The organism is Kribbella sp. ALI-6-A, from assembly GCF_001984195.1.
GTDB lineage: Bacteria > Actinomycetota > Actinomycetes > Propionibacteriales > Kribbellaceae > Kribbella.
The window spans coordinates 2,199,783-2,213,566 of the sequence record NZ_MTQN01000012.1 but is presented as its reverse complement, the minus strand read 5'-3'; the positions used below and the strand labels follow the sequence as shown (position 1 = coordinate 2,213,566).

Annotated in this window: 17 protein-coding genes; 12 read left to right on the top strand and 5 right to left on the bottom strand. The window is 71.2% G+C overall.

The window, feature by feature from the left end; all coding sequences use genetic code 11:
• Nucleotides 1-17 precede the first annotated feature (17 nt).
• The 3 genes from BWI15_RS37035 to BWI15_RS37025 are packed head-to-tail and all read left to right on the top strand — an operon-like array spanning nt 18 to nt 2,928.
• Nucleotides 18-1,058, top strand: a complete 1,041-nt coding sequence (locus BWI15_RS37035) for an efflux RND transporter periplasmic adaptor subunit (protein ID WP_237771617.1) — start codon at nt 18-20, stop codon at nt 1,056-1,058.
• Nucleotides 1,055-1,717, top strand: coding sequence for an ABC transporter ATP-binding protein (locus tag BWI15_RS37030; protein ID WP_077019114.1), 663 nt, complete (start codon nt 1,055-1,057; stop codon nt 1,715-1,717). Before BWI15_RS37035 ends, BWI15_RS37030 begins: the two co-directional genes overlap by 4 nt.
• Nucleotides 1,717-2,928, top strand: coding sequence for an ABC transporter permease (locus tag BWI15_RS37025; protein ID WP_077019113.1), 1,212 nt, complete (start codon nt 1,717-1,719; stop codon nt 2,926-2,928). The genes BWI15_RS37030 and BWI15_RS37025 overlap by 1 nt, the downstream gene beginning before the upstream one ends.
• A gap of 17 nt (nt 2,929-2,945) precedes the next feature.
• Here the strand turns inward: BWI15_RS37025 and BWI15_RS37020 are convergent, their stop codons facing one another.
• Nucleotides 2,946-3,896 (bottom strand): complex I subunit 1/NuoH family protein, encoded by a 951-nt coding sequence (locus BWI15_RS37020; RefSeq protein ID WP_077019112.1) that lies wholly within the window; start codon nt 3,894-3,896, stop codon nt 2,946-2,948.
• Between the two features lie 79 nt (nt 3,897-3,975).
• Here BWI15_RS37020 and BWI15_RS37015 point away from each other — a divergent pair, with 79 nt between their 5' ends.
• Complete coding sequence (locus BWI15_RS37015; RefSeq protein WP_143466122.1) at nt 3,976-5,166, top strand: NAD(P)H-binding protein; 1,191 nt, start codon at nt 3,976-3,978, stop codon at nt 5,164-5,166.
• Nucleotides 5,167-5,176: 10 nt separating this feature from the next.
• Here BWI15_RS37015 and BWI15_RS37005 read toward each other — a convergent pair whose 3' ends face one another.
• From BWI15_RS37005 to BWI15_RS36990, 4 genes are read right to left on the bottom strand one after another with little or no spacing between them, the layout of a single operon-like run.
• The gene (locus BWI15_RS37005) at nt 5,177-5,983 is read right to left on the bottom strand and encodes an NADH-quinone oxidoreductase subunit C (protein WP_077019111.1); all 807 of its coding nucleotides are present in this window, start codon (nt 5,981-5,983) and stop codon (nt 5,177-5,179) included.
• The gene (locus tag BWI15_RS37000; RefSeq protein WP_077019110.1) at nt 5,980-6,543 is read right to left on the bottom strand and encodes an NADH-quinone oxidoreductase subunit B; all 564 of its coding nucleotides are present in this window, start codon (nt 6,541-6,543) and stop codon (nt 5,980-5,982) included. Before BWI15_RS37000 ends, BWI15_RS37005 begins: the two co-directional genes overlap by 4 nt.
• Nucleotides 6,544-6,547: 4 nt before the next feature.
• On the bottom strand, nt 6,548-7,393 hold the full coding sequence (locus BWI15_RS36995) for an alpha/beta fold hydrolase (RefSeq protein ID WP_237771616.1): 846 nt from the start codon (nt 7,391-7,393) through the stop codon (nt 6,548-6,550).
• Between the two features lie 18 nt (nt 7,394-7,411).
• Nucleotides 7,412-8,173 carry an SDR family NAD(P)-dependent oxidoreductase gene (locus BWI15_RS36990; protein ID WP_077019109.1) on the bottom strand — a complete coding sequence of 254 codons (762 nt, stop codon included), beginning with the start codon at nt 8,171-8,173 and terminating at the stop codon, nt 7,412-7,414.
• A gap of 153 nt (nt 8,174-8,326) precedes the next feature.
• Between BWI15_RS36990 and BWI15_RS36985 the strand changes: the two genes are divergently transcribed.
• From BWI15_RS36985 to BWI15_RS39675, 8 genes are all read left to right on the top strand, one after another.
• A complete protein-coding gene (locus tag BWI15_RS36985) occupies nt 8,327-9,808 on the top strand; it encodes a purine-cytosine permease family protein (protein ID WP_193432215.1) in 1,482 nt (493 codons plus the stop codon).
• Between the two features lies 1 nt (nt 9,809).
• The gene (locus BWI15_RS36980) at nt 9,810-10,355 is read left to right on the top strand and encodes a cysteine hydrolase family protein (protein WP_077019108.1); all 546 of its coding nucleotides are present in this window, start codon (nt 9,810-9,812) and stop codon (nt 10,353-10,355) included.
• Nucleotides 10,352-11,071, top strand: coding sequence for a GntR family transcriptional regulator (locus BWI15_RS36975; RefSeq protein WP_077019107.1), 720 nt, complete (start codon nt 10,352-10,354; stop codon nt 11,069-11,071). Before BWI15_RS36980 ends, BWI15_RS36975 begins: the two co-directional genes overlap by 4 nt.
• Nucleotides 11,068-12,081 (top strand): ADP-ribosylglycohydrolase family protein, encoded by a 1,014-nt coding sequence (locus BWI15_RS36970; RefSeq protein ID WP_077019106.1) that lies wholly within the window; start codon nt 11,068-11,070, stop codon nt 12,079-12,081. Before BWI15_RS36975 ends, BWI15_RS36970 begins: the two co-directional genes overlap by 4 nt.
• Nucleotides 12,078-12,935 carry a PfkB family carbohydrate kinase gene (locus BWI15_RS36965; protein ID WP_077019105.1) on the top strand — a complete coding sequence of 286 codons (858 nt, stop codon included), beginning with the start codon at nt 12,078-12,080 and terminating at the stop codon, nt 12,933-12,935. Before BWI15_RS36970 ends, BWI15_RS36965 begins: the two co-directional genes overlap by 4 nt.
• A 115-nt stretch (nt 12,936-13,050) precedes the next feature.
• Nucleotides 13,051-13,215, top strand: coding sequence for a hypothetical protein (locus tag BWI15_RS39680; RefSeq protein ID WP_168197426.1), 165 nt, complete (start codon nt 13,051-13,053; stop codon nt 13,213-13,215).
• Between the two features lie 216 nt (nt 13,216-13,431).
• Nucleotides 13,432-13,563, top strand: coding sequence for a hypothetical protein (locus tag BWI15_RS40545; RefSeq protein ID WP_269087203.1), 132 nt, complete (start codon nt 13,432-13,434; stop codon nt 13,561-13,563).
• 15 nt (nt 13,564-13,578) lie between these two features.
• Nucleotides 13,579-13,746 carry a hypothetical protein gene (locus BWI15_RS39675; RefSeq protein ID WP_168197380.1) on the top strand — a complete coding sequence of 56 codons (168 nt, stop codon included), beginning with the start codon at nt 13,579-13,581 and terminating at the stop codon, nt 13,744-13,746.
• Nucleotides 13,747-13,784: the final 38 nt, after the last annotated feature.

Genomic DNA, 13,784 nt, shown 5'->3' with positions numbered 1-13,784 from the left:
GTCGCGGCAGGACCGCTGTGACCGCCGTGGCCGTGCTGGCCGCGGGTGGAGTGCTGACTGCCGTTCTGCTCACCCGTACGGACAACAGCCAGGCGGCCGACAAGTCCGGCCCGGCGGTACCCGTCAACACCGCGAAGGTCACGCAACAGACGCTGAAGGACACCGAGAGCGCGGACGGCGAGCTGGGCTACGGCACGACCAGCACAGCCTCCGCCCGCACCCCCGGGACGATCACCGGGCTGCCGGAGAGCGGTCAGCAGTTCCACCGCGGGCAGCCGCTGTACTCGATCGACAACAAGCCGACCACTTTGATGTACGGCGCACTGCCGGCGTACCGGCGGCTCGCGACCGGCAGTGAGGGGCCCGACGTGCTCCAGCTCGAGCAGAACCTCCAGGCGCTCGGGTACGACGGGTTCACCGTCGACGACGAGTACACGTCGAACACCGCCGAAGCCGTCGAGCAGTGGCAGGAGGACCGCGGCCTGACCGAGTCCGGCAGCGTCGAGCTGGGTCAGGTGCTGTTCGCGGCCGGTCCGGTCCGGGTGGAGAGCGTGCAGGCCCAGGAAGGCGCGCAGACCGGTCCGGGGCAACCGGTGCTCAGATACACGGGCACGAAGAAGGCCGTCACCGTCACGCTGGAGGCGGCCGACCTGCGGCTGGCCAAGAAGGGCGCCGAGGTCGGCGTCGCGCTGCCCGACGACAGCACGGTCAAGGGCCGGGTGGAGAAGGTCTCGACCGTGGTCGTACCGGCGTCCGGGCAGGACCAGGAGGCGACCACCCAGCTCGAGGTGATCGTTGCCATCGACAACCAGAAGGCGCTGGCGAACTACCCGACCGCCTCGGTGGACGTGACCTTCACCGCGTCCGAGCGCAAGAACGTGCTGACCGTGCCGGTCGCCGCGCTGCTCGCGCTCAGCGAGGGCGGCTTCGGGGTCGAGGTCAGCGACGACACCGGAACCCGGTACGTGCCGGTGAAGACCGGCCTGTTCGCGGGCGGCCGGGTGGAGATCTCCGGTTCCGGGATCAAGGCCGGCCTCGCGGTAGGGGTGCCGAAGTGATCGAGCTGACCGACGTGACGAAGGTGTACGCCGGTGGCGTCGCGGCGCTCGGCGGGGTGTCGCTGCGGATCGGCCAGGGCGAACTGGTCGCCATCGTGGGACCGTCCGGGTCCGGCAAGTCGACGATGCTGAACGTGCTCGGCACGCTGGACCGGCCCACCTCGGGCAGCGTCCGGATCGACTCGTACGACGTCGCGAAGCTGTCCGACGCCGGGTTGTCGGCGCTGCGCGCGAGCCGGATCGGGTTCGTCTTCCAGCAGTTCCACCTGGCGTCCGGCGTACGGGCCGTCGACAACGTCGCCGACGGGTTGCTGTACTCCGGCCTGCGGGCGGCGCAACGGCGCCAACGGGCCGCGGCGGCGCTGGAGCGGGTCGGGCTGGCCCATCGGCTGGACCACGAGCCGCACGAGCTGTCCGGCGGTGAACGCCAACGCGTCGCCGTCGCCCGGGCGGTCGCCGGCGAGCCCGCGGTCCTGCTCGCGGACGAACCCACCGGCGCGCTCGACTCCCGGTCGGGTGCCGGCGTCATGCAGCTGTTCCGGGACCTGAACGCCGCCGGCACGACCGTCGTCGTGATCACCCACGACCGCGACATCGCCGCCTCGCTGCCGCGCCAGATCCAGATGCGCGACGGCCGGATCACCGCGGAGGTGCACTGATGGCCCGGCGCGGCGAAGGGCTCCGACCGGCCAAGCTGTGGCCCGGGGACGTGATCAAGGTGGGCGCGGTGGGTCTGCGGACCCGGCCGCTGCGGGCGTTCCTGTCCGCGCTGGGGATCGCGATCGGCATCGCCGCGATGGTCGCCGTGGTCGGCATCTCCTCGTCGTCGCGGGCCGAGCTGGACGCGACACTCGATGCCCTCGGCACCAATCTTCTGACGGTCGAACCGGGCACCCGGCTGACCGGTGAGCAGGCACAACTGCCGCTGACGGCGGAGTCGATGGTCGACCGGATCGGGCCGGTCCAGGCGCAGTCCGCGATCGGCCGGGTCGACGACGCAGGCGTCTACCGCAGCGACAAGATCCCGGAGATCGAGACCAACGGCATCGTCCCGTACGCCGCCCGGACCAACCTGCTCGACACCATCGGCGGAACGGTTCGCAGCGGACGGTGGCTCGACGCGGCGACCGGGACCTATCCGGCGGCCGTGCTCGGCGCGAGCGCGGCCGAACGCCTCGGCATCAATCGCGCGGGCCCGGACATCCAGGTGCTGATCGGCGACGAGTGGTTCACCGTGCTCGGCATCCTCTCCCCGGCCGCGCTGGCGCCCGAGCTCGACTCCGCCGTCCTGATCGGCTGGCCCGCGGCCGGTACGACGCTCGGCTTCGACGGGCACCCGACCAAGATCTACACCCGATCGACCGACCGACAGGTGGAGTCGGTCCGGGCGGTGCTCGGGCCGACGGCCAACCCGGAGGCGCCGAACGAGGTCCAGGTGTCGCGTCCGTCCGACGCGCTGGCCGCTCAGCAGGCCGCGGGCGAGGCCTTCACCGGTCTGCTGCTGGGACTCGGCGCGGTCGCACTGCTGGTCGGCGGGGTCGGCGTCGCGAACATCATGGTGATCTCGGTGCTCGAACGCCGCGCGGAGATCGGGCTGCGGCGGTCGCTCGGCGCCACCAGGGGCCAGATCCGGACACAGTTCCTGACCGAGTCGTTGCTGTTGTCGGCTCTCGGCGGGCTGGGCGGAGCTGCCTTGGGCAGCGCGGTGACCGTCGGCTACGCGGCGTACCAGGGCTGGCTGACGGTCATCCCGCTCTGGGCGGTCGTGGGTGGCTTCGGGGCAACGCTGGTGATCGGTGGAGTCGCCGGGCTCTATCCGGCGATCCGGGCGTCGCGCCTGTCGCCCACCGAGGCGCTCGCGACGCCCTGAGCCGGCTCAGCTTCGGCTCAGAAGAAGACGATGACGCCGATGCCGGTGAGCGCGAGCTGGATCAGCGCCACCGGCACCAGGCCCTGCCACGCGAGCTTCTGCAGCTGGTCGGCGCGCAGCCGCGGGAACGCGACCCGCACCCAGATCACCACCAGCGAGACGATCGCGATCTTCAGCAGCGACCAGATCCAGCCGATCGAGTCCGGACCCGGACCGCTCCAGCCGCCGAGGAACAGCACGGTGGTCAACGCGGCGAGCACCACGATGCCGGCGTACTCGGCGAGCAGGAAGAGGGCGAAGCGCAGGCCGGTGTACTCGGTGTAGGGGCCGAAGATGACCTCGGAGTCGGCCACCGGCATGTCGAACGGCGGCCGCTGCAGCTCGGCCAGACCGGCGACGAAGAACACCACCATGCCGGGCAGCTGCCAGAGCAGCCACCACGGGTTCCACTGATCGACGATGCCGGTCAGGCTCAGCGTGCCGGCCGCGACCGCGACACTGGCCGCCGACAGCACGAACGGCAGCTCGTAGCTCATCAGCTGGGCGGCGACCCGCAGGCCGCCGAGCAGGCTGTACTTGTTGCCGCTGGCCCAGCCGGCCATCAGCGAGCCGAGCACGCCGACGCTCATCACCGCGAGCACGAAGAACAGGCCCGCGTCGAGGTGGGCACCGACCAGGACCGGCGAGATCGGGATCGCGGCCATCGCCGCCATGTACGGCAGGATCGCGACCACCGGCGCCCACTCGAACACCCGCTTGTCCGCGGCGGCCGGGGTGACGCTCTCCTTCTGGACGAACTTGATCCCGTCGGCGACCAGCTGCGCCCAGCCGTGGAAGCCGCCGGCGTACATCGGCCCGAGCCGCGACTGCATGTGCGCCATCACCTTGTGCTCGGCCTGACCGACCACCAGCGGCGCGACCAGGAACGCGACCAGCACGCCGACGACCCGCAGTACGAACTCGAGCATGTGCGCACCCTACCGACTCCGACTTGACCTCAACCATCGTTCAGGTCCGAGGCTGTCGTCATCGAGCAAAGGAGTGGACATGATTCTGGTCACCGGAGCCACCGGAAAAGTCGGGCGGCACGTCGTCGCCGGACTGCTGGCAGCGGGCGCGGACGTGCGGGCACTGGTCCGGCAGCCGTTGCTGGCGGGACTGCCGAACGAGGTCGAACTGGTCGTCGGCGACCTCACCGATCCGGAGGCGGTGCGGAAGGCCGCCGCGGGCGCGGAGGCGGCGTTCCTGCTCTGGCCGTCGTACTCGGCGGACGGCGCGGCGCCGGTCGTCGCGGCACTGACCGAGCAGGTGCCGCGGGTCGTCTACCTGTCGGCGATGAACGTCGACGACAGCCAGCCTGCGGAACACAACGGTGTCTGGGGTGCGGTGGAGCAGTTGCTGGTCGAGTCGGACGCCGACTGGACCTTCCTGCGACCGGGTGGGTTCGCCGCCAACACGCTGGAATGGGCGGACGAGATCCGTCACGGTGGTGTGGTCGCGATGCCCGCACCGCAGGCCGGGCGGTCGCTGATCCACGAGCGGGACATCGCCGACGTCGCGGTGCTCGCGCTGCTGGACGAGACGCACAGCGGCAAGAAGTACGTGCTGACCGGGCCGCGGGTGCTGACCCAGGAGGAGCAGGTCGCGGCGATCGGCGCCGAAATCGGGAAACAGCTCCGGGTCGAGGAGCAGACTGCCGACCAAGCGCGGCAGGCGATGCTGGCGACCGGCGCGGACGAAGCGTTCGTCGGGCCCGCGATCCAGTACTGGGAGTCGCTGGTCGACGATCCCGAGCCGGTGGTGCCGACGTACACGGAACTCACCGGTCGTCCTGGTCGCAGCTTCGAGCAGTGGGTTCACGAGCACCGCGACTCGTTCCGGGTGCTGTCGACCGCGGAGGTGGCGACGGAGTTCGTCGAGGGATTCCGGACCGGGGACTTCGCCCGGGCGACCAGGGTGCAGGCGGCGGACGTCGTACGGGTCGCGCCTTCGGAGTACGACGGGGAGCTGGTCGGGGAGGCCGCGATCATGGAGAACGCGGCCCGGTCGCTGGAGGGGCACGAGATCACGGGCGTGGACATCCTCGGGCCGCTGGTCTCGACCGACCACTTCGCGGCGCGCTTCACGTTCCACTTCGCCGGCGACGAACCGGAGACGACGAAGCTGTCGCTCTACACGGTCACCGACGGGCAGATCACCCGGGAAGAGGTCTTCTACCTGACCGAACCGGTGAACTGAGCGGGTTCGCTCAGGCTTGTCCATCCGGCTGCTCCGGCGCCGCTTCCGGCGATGAAGCAGGCGGGGAGGCGGGCTCCGCCGGGGCGGACGGCGCAGCGGGCTCCGCCGGTGTGGGTTCGGCCTGTTTGCGGGCTCTGCGTTCGCCGCCGGCTCGGCGCGGGCGAGCGGGGGTGGAGGCCGCCTGGGCGGGAGCCAGCGGGTCCGGGTCGGGGGAACCGGGCCGGCGCGGGCCCCAGCTGTCGGGGTCGGGGACGCCTGGCGGGAGTGTCCGGCGGCGTGAGGGAGCGCCGGTCTTCGCGGCCGCGGGGGCGTGGTCGGACTCGCCGGGTTCCTTCGCGCCGGGCCACGGCTTGGCGACGCGGGAGGCGAGCACGAACTCCTTGCGCAGCGGGTTGCCCTCGAACTCGTCGGGCAGCAGCAGTGGGACCAGGTTCGGGTGGCCGGGGAAGTCGATGCCGAACATCTCGTGTGTCTCGCGCTCGTGCCAGTTGGCTCCGGCGTACACCTCGGACAGCGTCGGCAGCGCGGCGCCGGCGCGCGGGACCAGTGTGCGGACCAGCACGTGGTCGACGTGGGCCCCGCCCCAGAAGTCGGCCAGGTGCGTGACCACACGGAACCCGTCGGTCAGCTCGTCGCTGGCGGTCAGGAAGTCGAAGAAGATCAGCCCGACCTCGTCGCGCAGGATCTCGTGCGCCGAGACCCACGCTTCGGCCGGTACGTCGACCGTCGCGACGCCGAAGCTGTCCGACCCGGTCGCCGCGATCCCCGCGTCGGTCAGCGCGGACAGCAGGTTGCCCGCCTCCGGCCGGTCGGTCACTTCGGCTCCACCAGGCCGCGGGTCAGCGCCTGCGCCGACGGCTCGTACCGGCTGGTCACGTTCTCGCCCGCGATCTTCTCCTGCAGCTTGAGGATGCCCTGCAGCAACGCCTCCGGGCGCGGCGGGCAACCAGGCACGTACACGTCGACCGGGATGATCTGGTCGACGCCCTTGGTCACGCAGTACGAGTCCCAGTACGGGCCGCCGGAGTTCGAGCAGGAGCCGAACGAGATCACGTACTTCGGCTCCGGCATCTGGTCGTACAGCCGCTTGATCGCCGGCGCCATCTTGTCGGTCACCGTGCCCGAGACCACCATCAGGTCGGCCTGCCGCGGCCCGGGCGCGAACGGGATCACCCCGAGCCGGATGAAGTCGTGGCGTCCCATCGACGCCGCGATGAACTCGATCGCGCAGCAGGCGAGCCCGAAGTTGAACACCCAGAGCGAGTACTTGCGTCCCCAGTTCAGCAGGTACCGCACCGGCTCGGGGGCGAGCTTCGCCAGCGCACCCACAGCCGGCCGCACCGTCGGCATCGGCAGATGGACCGCGTGATCAGCCATGGATTCAGCCTAGTCTCCCGACCTCTTCGGCGAGCACCTCCGGATACTCCAGCGGCGCGAAGTGCCCGACACCGTCGACGAACCGCAGCGTCACGTCGCTGAAGAACTCCTCCAGCCGGTCCGACCACTCCCGCGGAAACAGCGGGTCGTGCTCCGGCCACACCACCCGGGTCCGTACGCCGATCCGGTCGCCGGCCGCCGGTGCGACCTCGGCCGCCGACGTCGCCACCGCGCCGGCGCCCGCGCGGTACCAGTTGATCGACGCGGTGAACGCTCCCGGCGGGGAGTACACCTCGACCAGGTGGTCGAGTTCCGGCTCGAGTCCCGGCCCGGACCAGTGCGTCCAGAAGTGCCGCAGGTAGTCGCGAACGGCGTCGGGCTTGCCGTCGATCAGCTGCTCGACCACCGGCAACTTGTGGAACGACTGGTACCAGAACTCGGTCTGCGCCCGCTCACCGAAGACCCGCTTCCCGATCCCCGGCAACGGCGGCGCGACGACCAGTCCCCCGACCAGCTCCGGCCGCGTCTTCGCCACCGCCTGCGCGATCCGGCTCCCGATGTCGTACCCGACCAGCACGGGCCGCTCCAGCCCGAGCTCCTCGATCAGCCCGGCCACGCTGCGCGCCTGCGCGAACGCGTCGTACTGGCCGTCCGCGGCATGTTTGTCCGATGCGCCGAAGCCACGAAGGTCCGGAGCCACCACCTGGCGCCCGGCCTCGACGAGCATCGGCGCCAACCGCCGGTAGTCGGTCCGGTCGCCCGGCCAGCCGTGCAGCAACACGACAGGGGGCCCGTCGCCCGCTACGTCGTACACCAACCTGAACCCGTCCACAGCAGCACTGATCAGCACGATCACCGACTCTACGTGTCAGCCGATGAGATGACCCGGCCCGGTGGTCAGGCCGCCTTCGACCGGCAGCGTGATGCCGGTGATCCAGGCCGCGTCGTCCGAGGCGAGGAAGGCGACCGCGGCGGCGACGTCCTCGGGTTGGCCGACCCGGCGCAGGGGGTAGATCGCCTTCAGGTCCTCCAGAGCCTGGGGGCGGTTCGCGAAGGCACGGGTGGCGATCGTGCCGGGAGCGACGACGTTGAAGCGGACGCCGCTCGGGCCGTGCTCGGCCGCGAGGTTGGCGACCAGGCTGATCAGGCCGGCCTTCGCCGCGGCGTACGGGTTGGTGCCTAGGGCAACCACTCCGCTGATCGACCCGACCAGGACGACGGCGCCCGAGCCGGACGCGACCAACTGCGGCAGCGCCGCCTCGATGCAGCGGACCGCGCCGGTGAAGGTGAAGTCGTACTGCCGGGCCCACTGATCGTCACCGGGCTCGACCTCGGTCCGGTTCGCGAGGTTGTGGCCGGCCACCTGAGCCAGTACGTCGAGCCGCCCGAACCGGTCGACGCTTGCCGCCACCGCCGCGTCGACCGAGTCCCGGCTGGTGATGTCGCACGCGAGAGCGATCGCCGATCCGCCGTCGCCGGCCAACTCGGCGGCGAGCTGCCCGGCCGCGTCGGTGTCGACGTCGGCGACCGCGACCGACGCCCCTTCGGCCGCCAGCCGGACCGCCGTCGCCCGCCCGATCCCGTGCGCGGCACCGGTGATCAACGCGACCTTGCCCTCGAACCGTCTCACCACAACTCCCTCTGCTCGGCTTGCGCCGACGCTACGGGCTAGAGCGCGCTCTAGGTCAACCGGGGAGACCAGGTATTTCCTTGACCGCCCACGACCCCCGACCTAGCCTGACTGGACAGGACTGAACAGGTTCATCGAGACCAGGAGACGGCCGTGGCCGAGCGGGTGGAAGTGGGGGCGCCGGAGCCGAGGGCGCTCGCGGTGGAGACCAACGGGCTGAACGTGATCGACGACGCCGAGCGGAAGGGCCGGCCGCAACAGCTGTTCTGGCCGTGGTTCGGCGCCAACGTGTCGGTGCTGGGGCTGAGCTACGGCGCGTTCGCGCTCGGGTTCGGCATCTCGTTCTGGCAGGCGGTGATCGCGGGTCTGGTCGGGATCGTGTTCTCGTTCCTGCTCTGCGGGCTGATCGCCTTGGCCGGCAAACGCGGGTCGGCGCCGACGCTGGTGCTCAGCCGGGCGGCGTTCGGGGTGCGCGGCAACAAACTGCCGTCGCTGGTGTCCTGGCTGCTCACGGTCGGCTGGGAGACCGTGCTGACGATCCTCGCCACGCTCGCCACGGCCACCGTGTTCGAGCGGCTCGGCTGGGGCGGCGGCTCGATCACGAAGGTGGTCGCGCTGGTTGTCGTCGGCACCCTGATCGTTGCCTGCGGCGTGCTCGGCTTCGACCTGATCATGCGGATGCAGACGATCATCACGATCGTCACCGGCGTGCTGACGGTCGTCTACATCGCGCTGGTCGCCGACCAGGTCAGCTGGTCCACCGTCTCGGCCCTGCCCGGCGGCTCCGGCCAGGAACTGATCGGTGCCCTGGTCTTCCTGATGACCGGCTTCGGCCTCGGCTGGGTGAACGCGGCCGCCGACTACTCCCGCTACCTGCCCCGGACCGCGTCCAGCCGCGGTGTCGTCGGCTGGACCACGTTCGGCTCGTCGCTGGCCCCGATCGTGCTGCTGATCTTCGGCCTGCTGCTGGCCGGCTCGTCGACCGACCTGAGCGCGGCGATCGCCGCCGACCCGATCGGCGCCCTCGCGGAGGCGCTGCCGACCTGGTTCCTGGTGCCGTTCGTGATCGTCGCCGTGCTCGGTCTGGTCGGTGGCGCGGTGCTCGACATCTACTCCTCCGGCCTCGCGCTGCTGTCCCTCGGCGTCCCGGTCCCGCGGTACGTCGCGGCGTTCGTCGACGGTCTGGTGATGATCGCCGGCACGATCTACGTGGTGTTCTTCGGCGACGAGTTCCTGCAGGAGTTCACCGGCTTCCTGATCACGCTCGGCGTCCCGGTCGCGGCCTGGTGCGGCATCATGCTGGCCGACATCGCGACCCGGCGGCGCGACTACGCCGACGCCGACCTGTTCGACCGCCGCGGCCGGTACGGCGACGTCCGGTGGCTGCCGGTGGTCACCATGCTCGTTGCCACCGGCATCGGCTGGGGCCTGGTCACGAACGGCAACGCGGACTGGCTGACCTGGCAGGGCTACCTGCTCGAACCGTTCGGCCTCGGCGGCAAGGAAGGGTCGTGGGCGTTCGCCAACCTCGGCGTCCTGGTCGCGCTGGTCGGCGGGTTCGTGGTCCAGCTGCTCGCCGGGCGCCGCGCCGTACAGGCTCAGGAGTCGCAGTCCTCGCTGGAGAGGGTGAGCTGAGATGGTGCTCGCGCTGATCGACCTGCAGCGGATCTTCGCCGAGCCGGACAGCGGCTGGGCGACGCCGGACTTCCAGCGGGTGGTGAAGCCGACCCAGCACCTGGTCGAGCTGTTCGCGCCGCAGGTGATCTTCACCCGGTTCGTCGCGCCGGCCGGGGAACCGGCCGGTTCCTGGATCCCGTACTACGAGCAGTGGCCGTTCGCGCTGCAGCCGCCGGACTCCTACGCGTACCAGCTGGTCGACGAGTTCCGCGGTGCGCCGACACTGGACAAGCCGACGTTCAGCAAGTGGGGCCGGGAGCTGGCGGACGCGGTCGCGCCGGACGGGCGGCTGGTGCTGGCCGGCGTGACCACCGATTGCTGCGTGCTGTCGACGGCGCTCGCCGCGGTGGACGCCGGCGCACACGTCCAGGTCGTCGAGGACGCCTGCGCCGGGGTCGACGAGGCGAGCCATCACAAGGCGATCGACATCATGCGGCTGTACGCGCCGATGCTGGAGATCGTCACCGTCGAGCAACTGCGCTCCGCGGGTGGTTCCGGCCAGTGACCCCGGGCGTCACCCTCAAGCACGAGCGGATCGCCTCGATCTTGGCCCGGGAGATCAGGTCGGGCCGGGTCGGCCACGGCCACCGGCTGCCCGGCGAGGTGGAGCTGGCCCGGCGGTTCGGCGTCAGCCGGAACACGGTCCGCTCGGCGCTCGCCGTCCTGACCGCGGACGGGCTGATCACCACCCGGACCGGCAAGGGGTCGTTCGTGCTGTTCGACGGGCGGCCGCTGGACGATCCGCTCGGGTGGACGCACGCGCTGGCCGAGCAGGGCGTCGAAACCCGGGTCCGCATTCTGCGCCTCGAACTCGACCAGGACCCGGAGCTCGCCGAGCAGCTCGACCTGGACTCCCCCGACGTGATCGTGGTCGAACGCATCCGGTCGCTGGTGGACGGCGAGGCGATCTCGCTGGAACGCAGCCGGCTGCCGGCCGTGGAGCAGCTCCGGGACCTGCCGTCGCGCGGGCTCGACGACGGATCGATCATCTCGACACTGACGCGGGCCGGGCTCCACCTGACCCAAGGCGAGCAGCGGCTGCGTGCGCGGCCGCTCACCGCCGACGAGGCCACGCTGCTGGGCCGTCCGGAAAACACTTGGTTCCTGCACAGCCGCCGGACGAGCTGGACGGCCGACAACCGGTTCGCCGAGCAAGTGGACAGTTTGCTGGATCCGAAGCACTTCGAGCTCAACCTCACCTACAGCGAGACGCCGCGATGACGTCGGCCGAATCGCGCGCGGCCGGAGCCCTGTACGGGCTGGCGATCGGGGACGCACTGGGGATGCCGACCCAGTCGTTGCCCAGGGCCCGCATCGTCGAGCGGTACGGCGAGGTGATCGACGGGTTGCACCCCGCGCCGGACGACCAGCCGCTGGCGGCGGGAATGCCGGCCGGGGCCATCACCGACGACACCGAGCAGGCCGTGCTGCTGGCCAGGTTGGTGATCGAAGGCAACGGACTCGTGGACGGGCACGAACTCGCGCGCCGGCTGATCGCGTGGGAGGACGACATGCGGGCCCGCGGGTCGCTCGACCTGCTCGGGCCGTCGACCAAGCGGGCGCTCGACGAGTTGCTGGCCGGGGGCGATATCACGCGGACGGGCCGTTACGGCACGACCAACGGTGCCGCGATGCGGATCACGCCGGTGGGGATCGCGACGCCTGCCGACGAGGTGGAGTTGTTGGTCGACCGGGTGGTCGCCGCCAGCGCTCCGACGCACAACACCGGACTGGCGTTGTCGGCCGCGGCCGCGGTTGCTGCCGCCGTGGGTGCAGGGGTGGACGGAGCCACGGTGCCGGAGGCAACCACCGCGGCGGTCGCTGCGGCTCGATCGGCCGCGCACCACGGCTACTGGGTAGCGGGCGCCGACGTGGGCATCCGGATCGGCTGGGCGGTGACGGTGCTCACGCAGTCGGACGGCGCGACGCTGGAGCCAGGAGCTGCTGCGGACCTCCTGTACGGGCTGGTGGGCACGAGTCTGGCCAGTCAGGAGTCGGTGCCCGCGGCGTTCGCGGTGGCCAACGGGTGCGACGATCCGTGGACCGTGGTTCGGGTCGCGGCTTCGCTGGGTGGCGACACCGACACGATCGCGGCGATCGCCGGGGCCGTGGTCGGCGCGTGCCACGGCGTCGACGCGTTTCCGGCCGACGTCCGGCGTACGGTCGCCGCGGTGAACGGGCTCGACCTGGACTCGTTGGCCGGCGAGTTGCTGAAGGTACGCCGCGGATGAGGCTCGTGCATCTCGGCAACGTCGTGGTCGACCTGGTGCTGACGGTCGACGAACTGCCGGAGCGCGGCGGGGACGCGCTGGCGGGATCGACCGATCGGGCGACCGGGGGCGGGTTCAACGTGATGGCGGCGGCGAGCCGGCTGGGGCTCGAGACGTCGTACTACGGCGTGCTCGGGACCGGCCCGTTCGCCGACCAGGCGCGGGTGGATCTGCACCGGGAGGGGATCGACTTTCCGCAGCCGCAACGTCCCGAGCTGGACACCGGGTTCGTCGTCGTCCTGGTGGACAGCGGCGGTGAGCGCACCTTCGTCACCAGTCCGGGCGCCGAGGCGACGCTGAGCGACGTACCGGAAACGGACGAGGGCGACTTGGTCTACGTCTCCGGGTACAGCCTGCTGCATGCGGTCAATCGGGAGACGCTGGTCCGGCGGCTTCCCGAGCTGGCCGGCACGGTCTTCTTCGATCCCGGTCCGCTGGTCGGGCAGATCCCGGCGGAGGCGTTGGACGTCGCGTTGAGCCGGGCCGACTGGGTCAGCTGCAACGCGCGGGAGGCGGCGGTCCTGGGCGGCGGGCCCGCTGCCCCGCGCGGGGTGATCGTGCGGTTAGGGCCGGACGGGTGCCGGGTGGGCGATGAGCTGGTGCCGGGATTCGCGGTCGAGGCGGTGGATCTGAACGGTGCCGGCGACGCGCACTCGGGAGCGTTCCTGGCCTCCCTCGCCGCCGGACTCGAGCCGCTCGAAGCGGCCCGGCGGGCGAACGCGGCCGCGGCGATCGCCGTCACCCGGCGCGGACCGGCCACCGGCCCCACCCGGGCCGAGCTGGACGCGTTCCTGAGGGATTCCGGCGGGGCCTAAGGCCGCCGAGCCTCACCCTAAGGCTCCGGGGCGCGGCGCCTAGGGAGTAGTGCCGATGTGCGCGGCCACCTCACCGGCGGAGTGTCGGGGTATCGACGAACTCCCGGAGGACAGCATGTCGTTCTACCCCAGCACCGAATTCATCCAGGCCGAGGTCGCCTACCGCCAGGAGCGCAACCGGCAGCTCTTCCACCGGCCGGGACTGTTCCAGCGCTTGCGCCGTACGGCGCAGACGCCGGCACCTCGCCCGCACCTGGCTCGCGCCCGGCACGCGATGTGAGCGCCCGGCCACCACCCCTTCGACCACCAGCGCGACCGAGGTTCTCCGGAACCCGGTCGCGCTGGTGCGTTCGCCCTCGTAGGGACCCCGTACGGCGTCCTAGGGAGCGCGGCGCGCAGGGATAGGGAGGAAGTCCGATGTGCCGGGCCTCCTCAGCCGCGCAGATTAGGGCCATCGACAACGAGTCGAAGCACAACCGCCCAGGAGGCACCGCAGATGCACACCACCGAGTCGGTCAAGGCCGAGGTCAGCTACCGCACGGAGCGCCTCACCCGTGACTTCAGCCGCGCGAACCGGGCCACCCGGACCCGCCGGCACCTCACCCACCTGTTCACCCGGAACGTTTGAGAGGAGGACACCACGATGATGTTCACCACCGAGCAGTCGATTCAGGCCGAGAACAACTACCGCCAGGAGCGGATCAAGCGCGACTTCCGGGCCACCACCCGCAAGCAGCGCATCGCGCCAGCGCAGCAGAAGACGCCGTCGCGGAACGCGCGCCGGTTCCTGCGACCCACTCCGGCCGCGTGACCGCCGTGCACGCCGTCCCTGACCAGCAATCCCCGGTC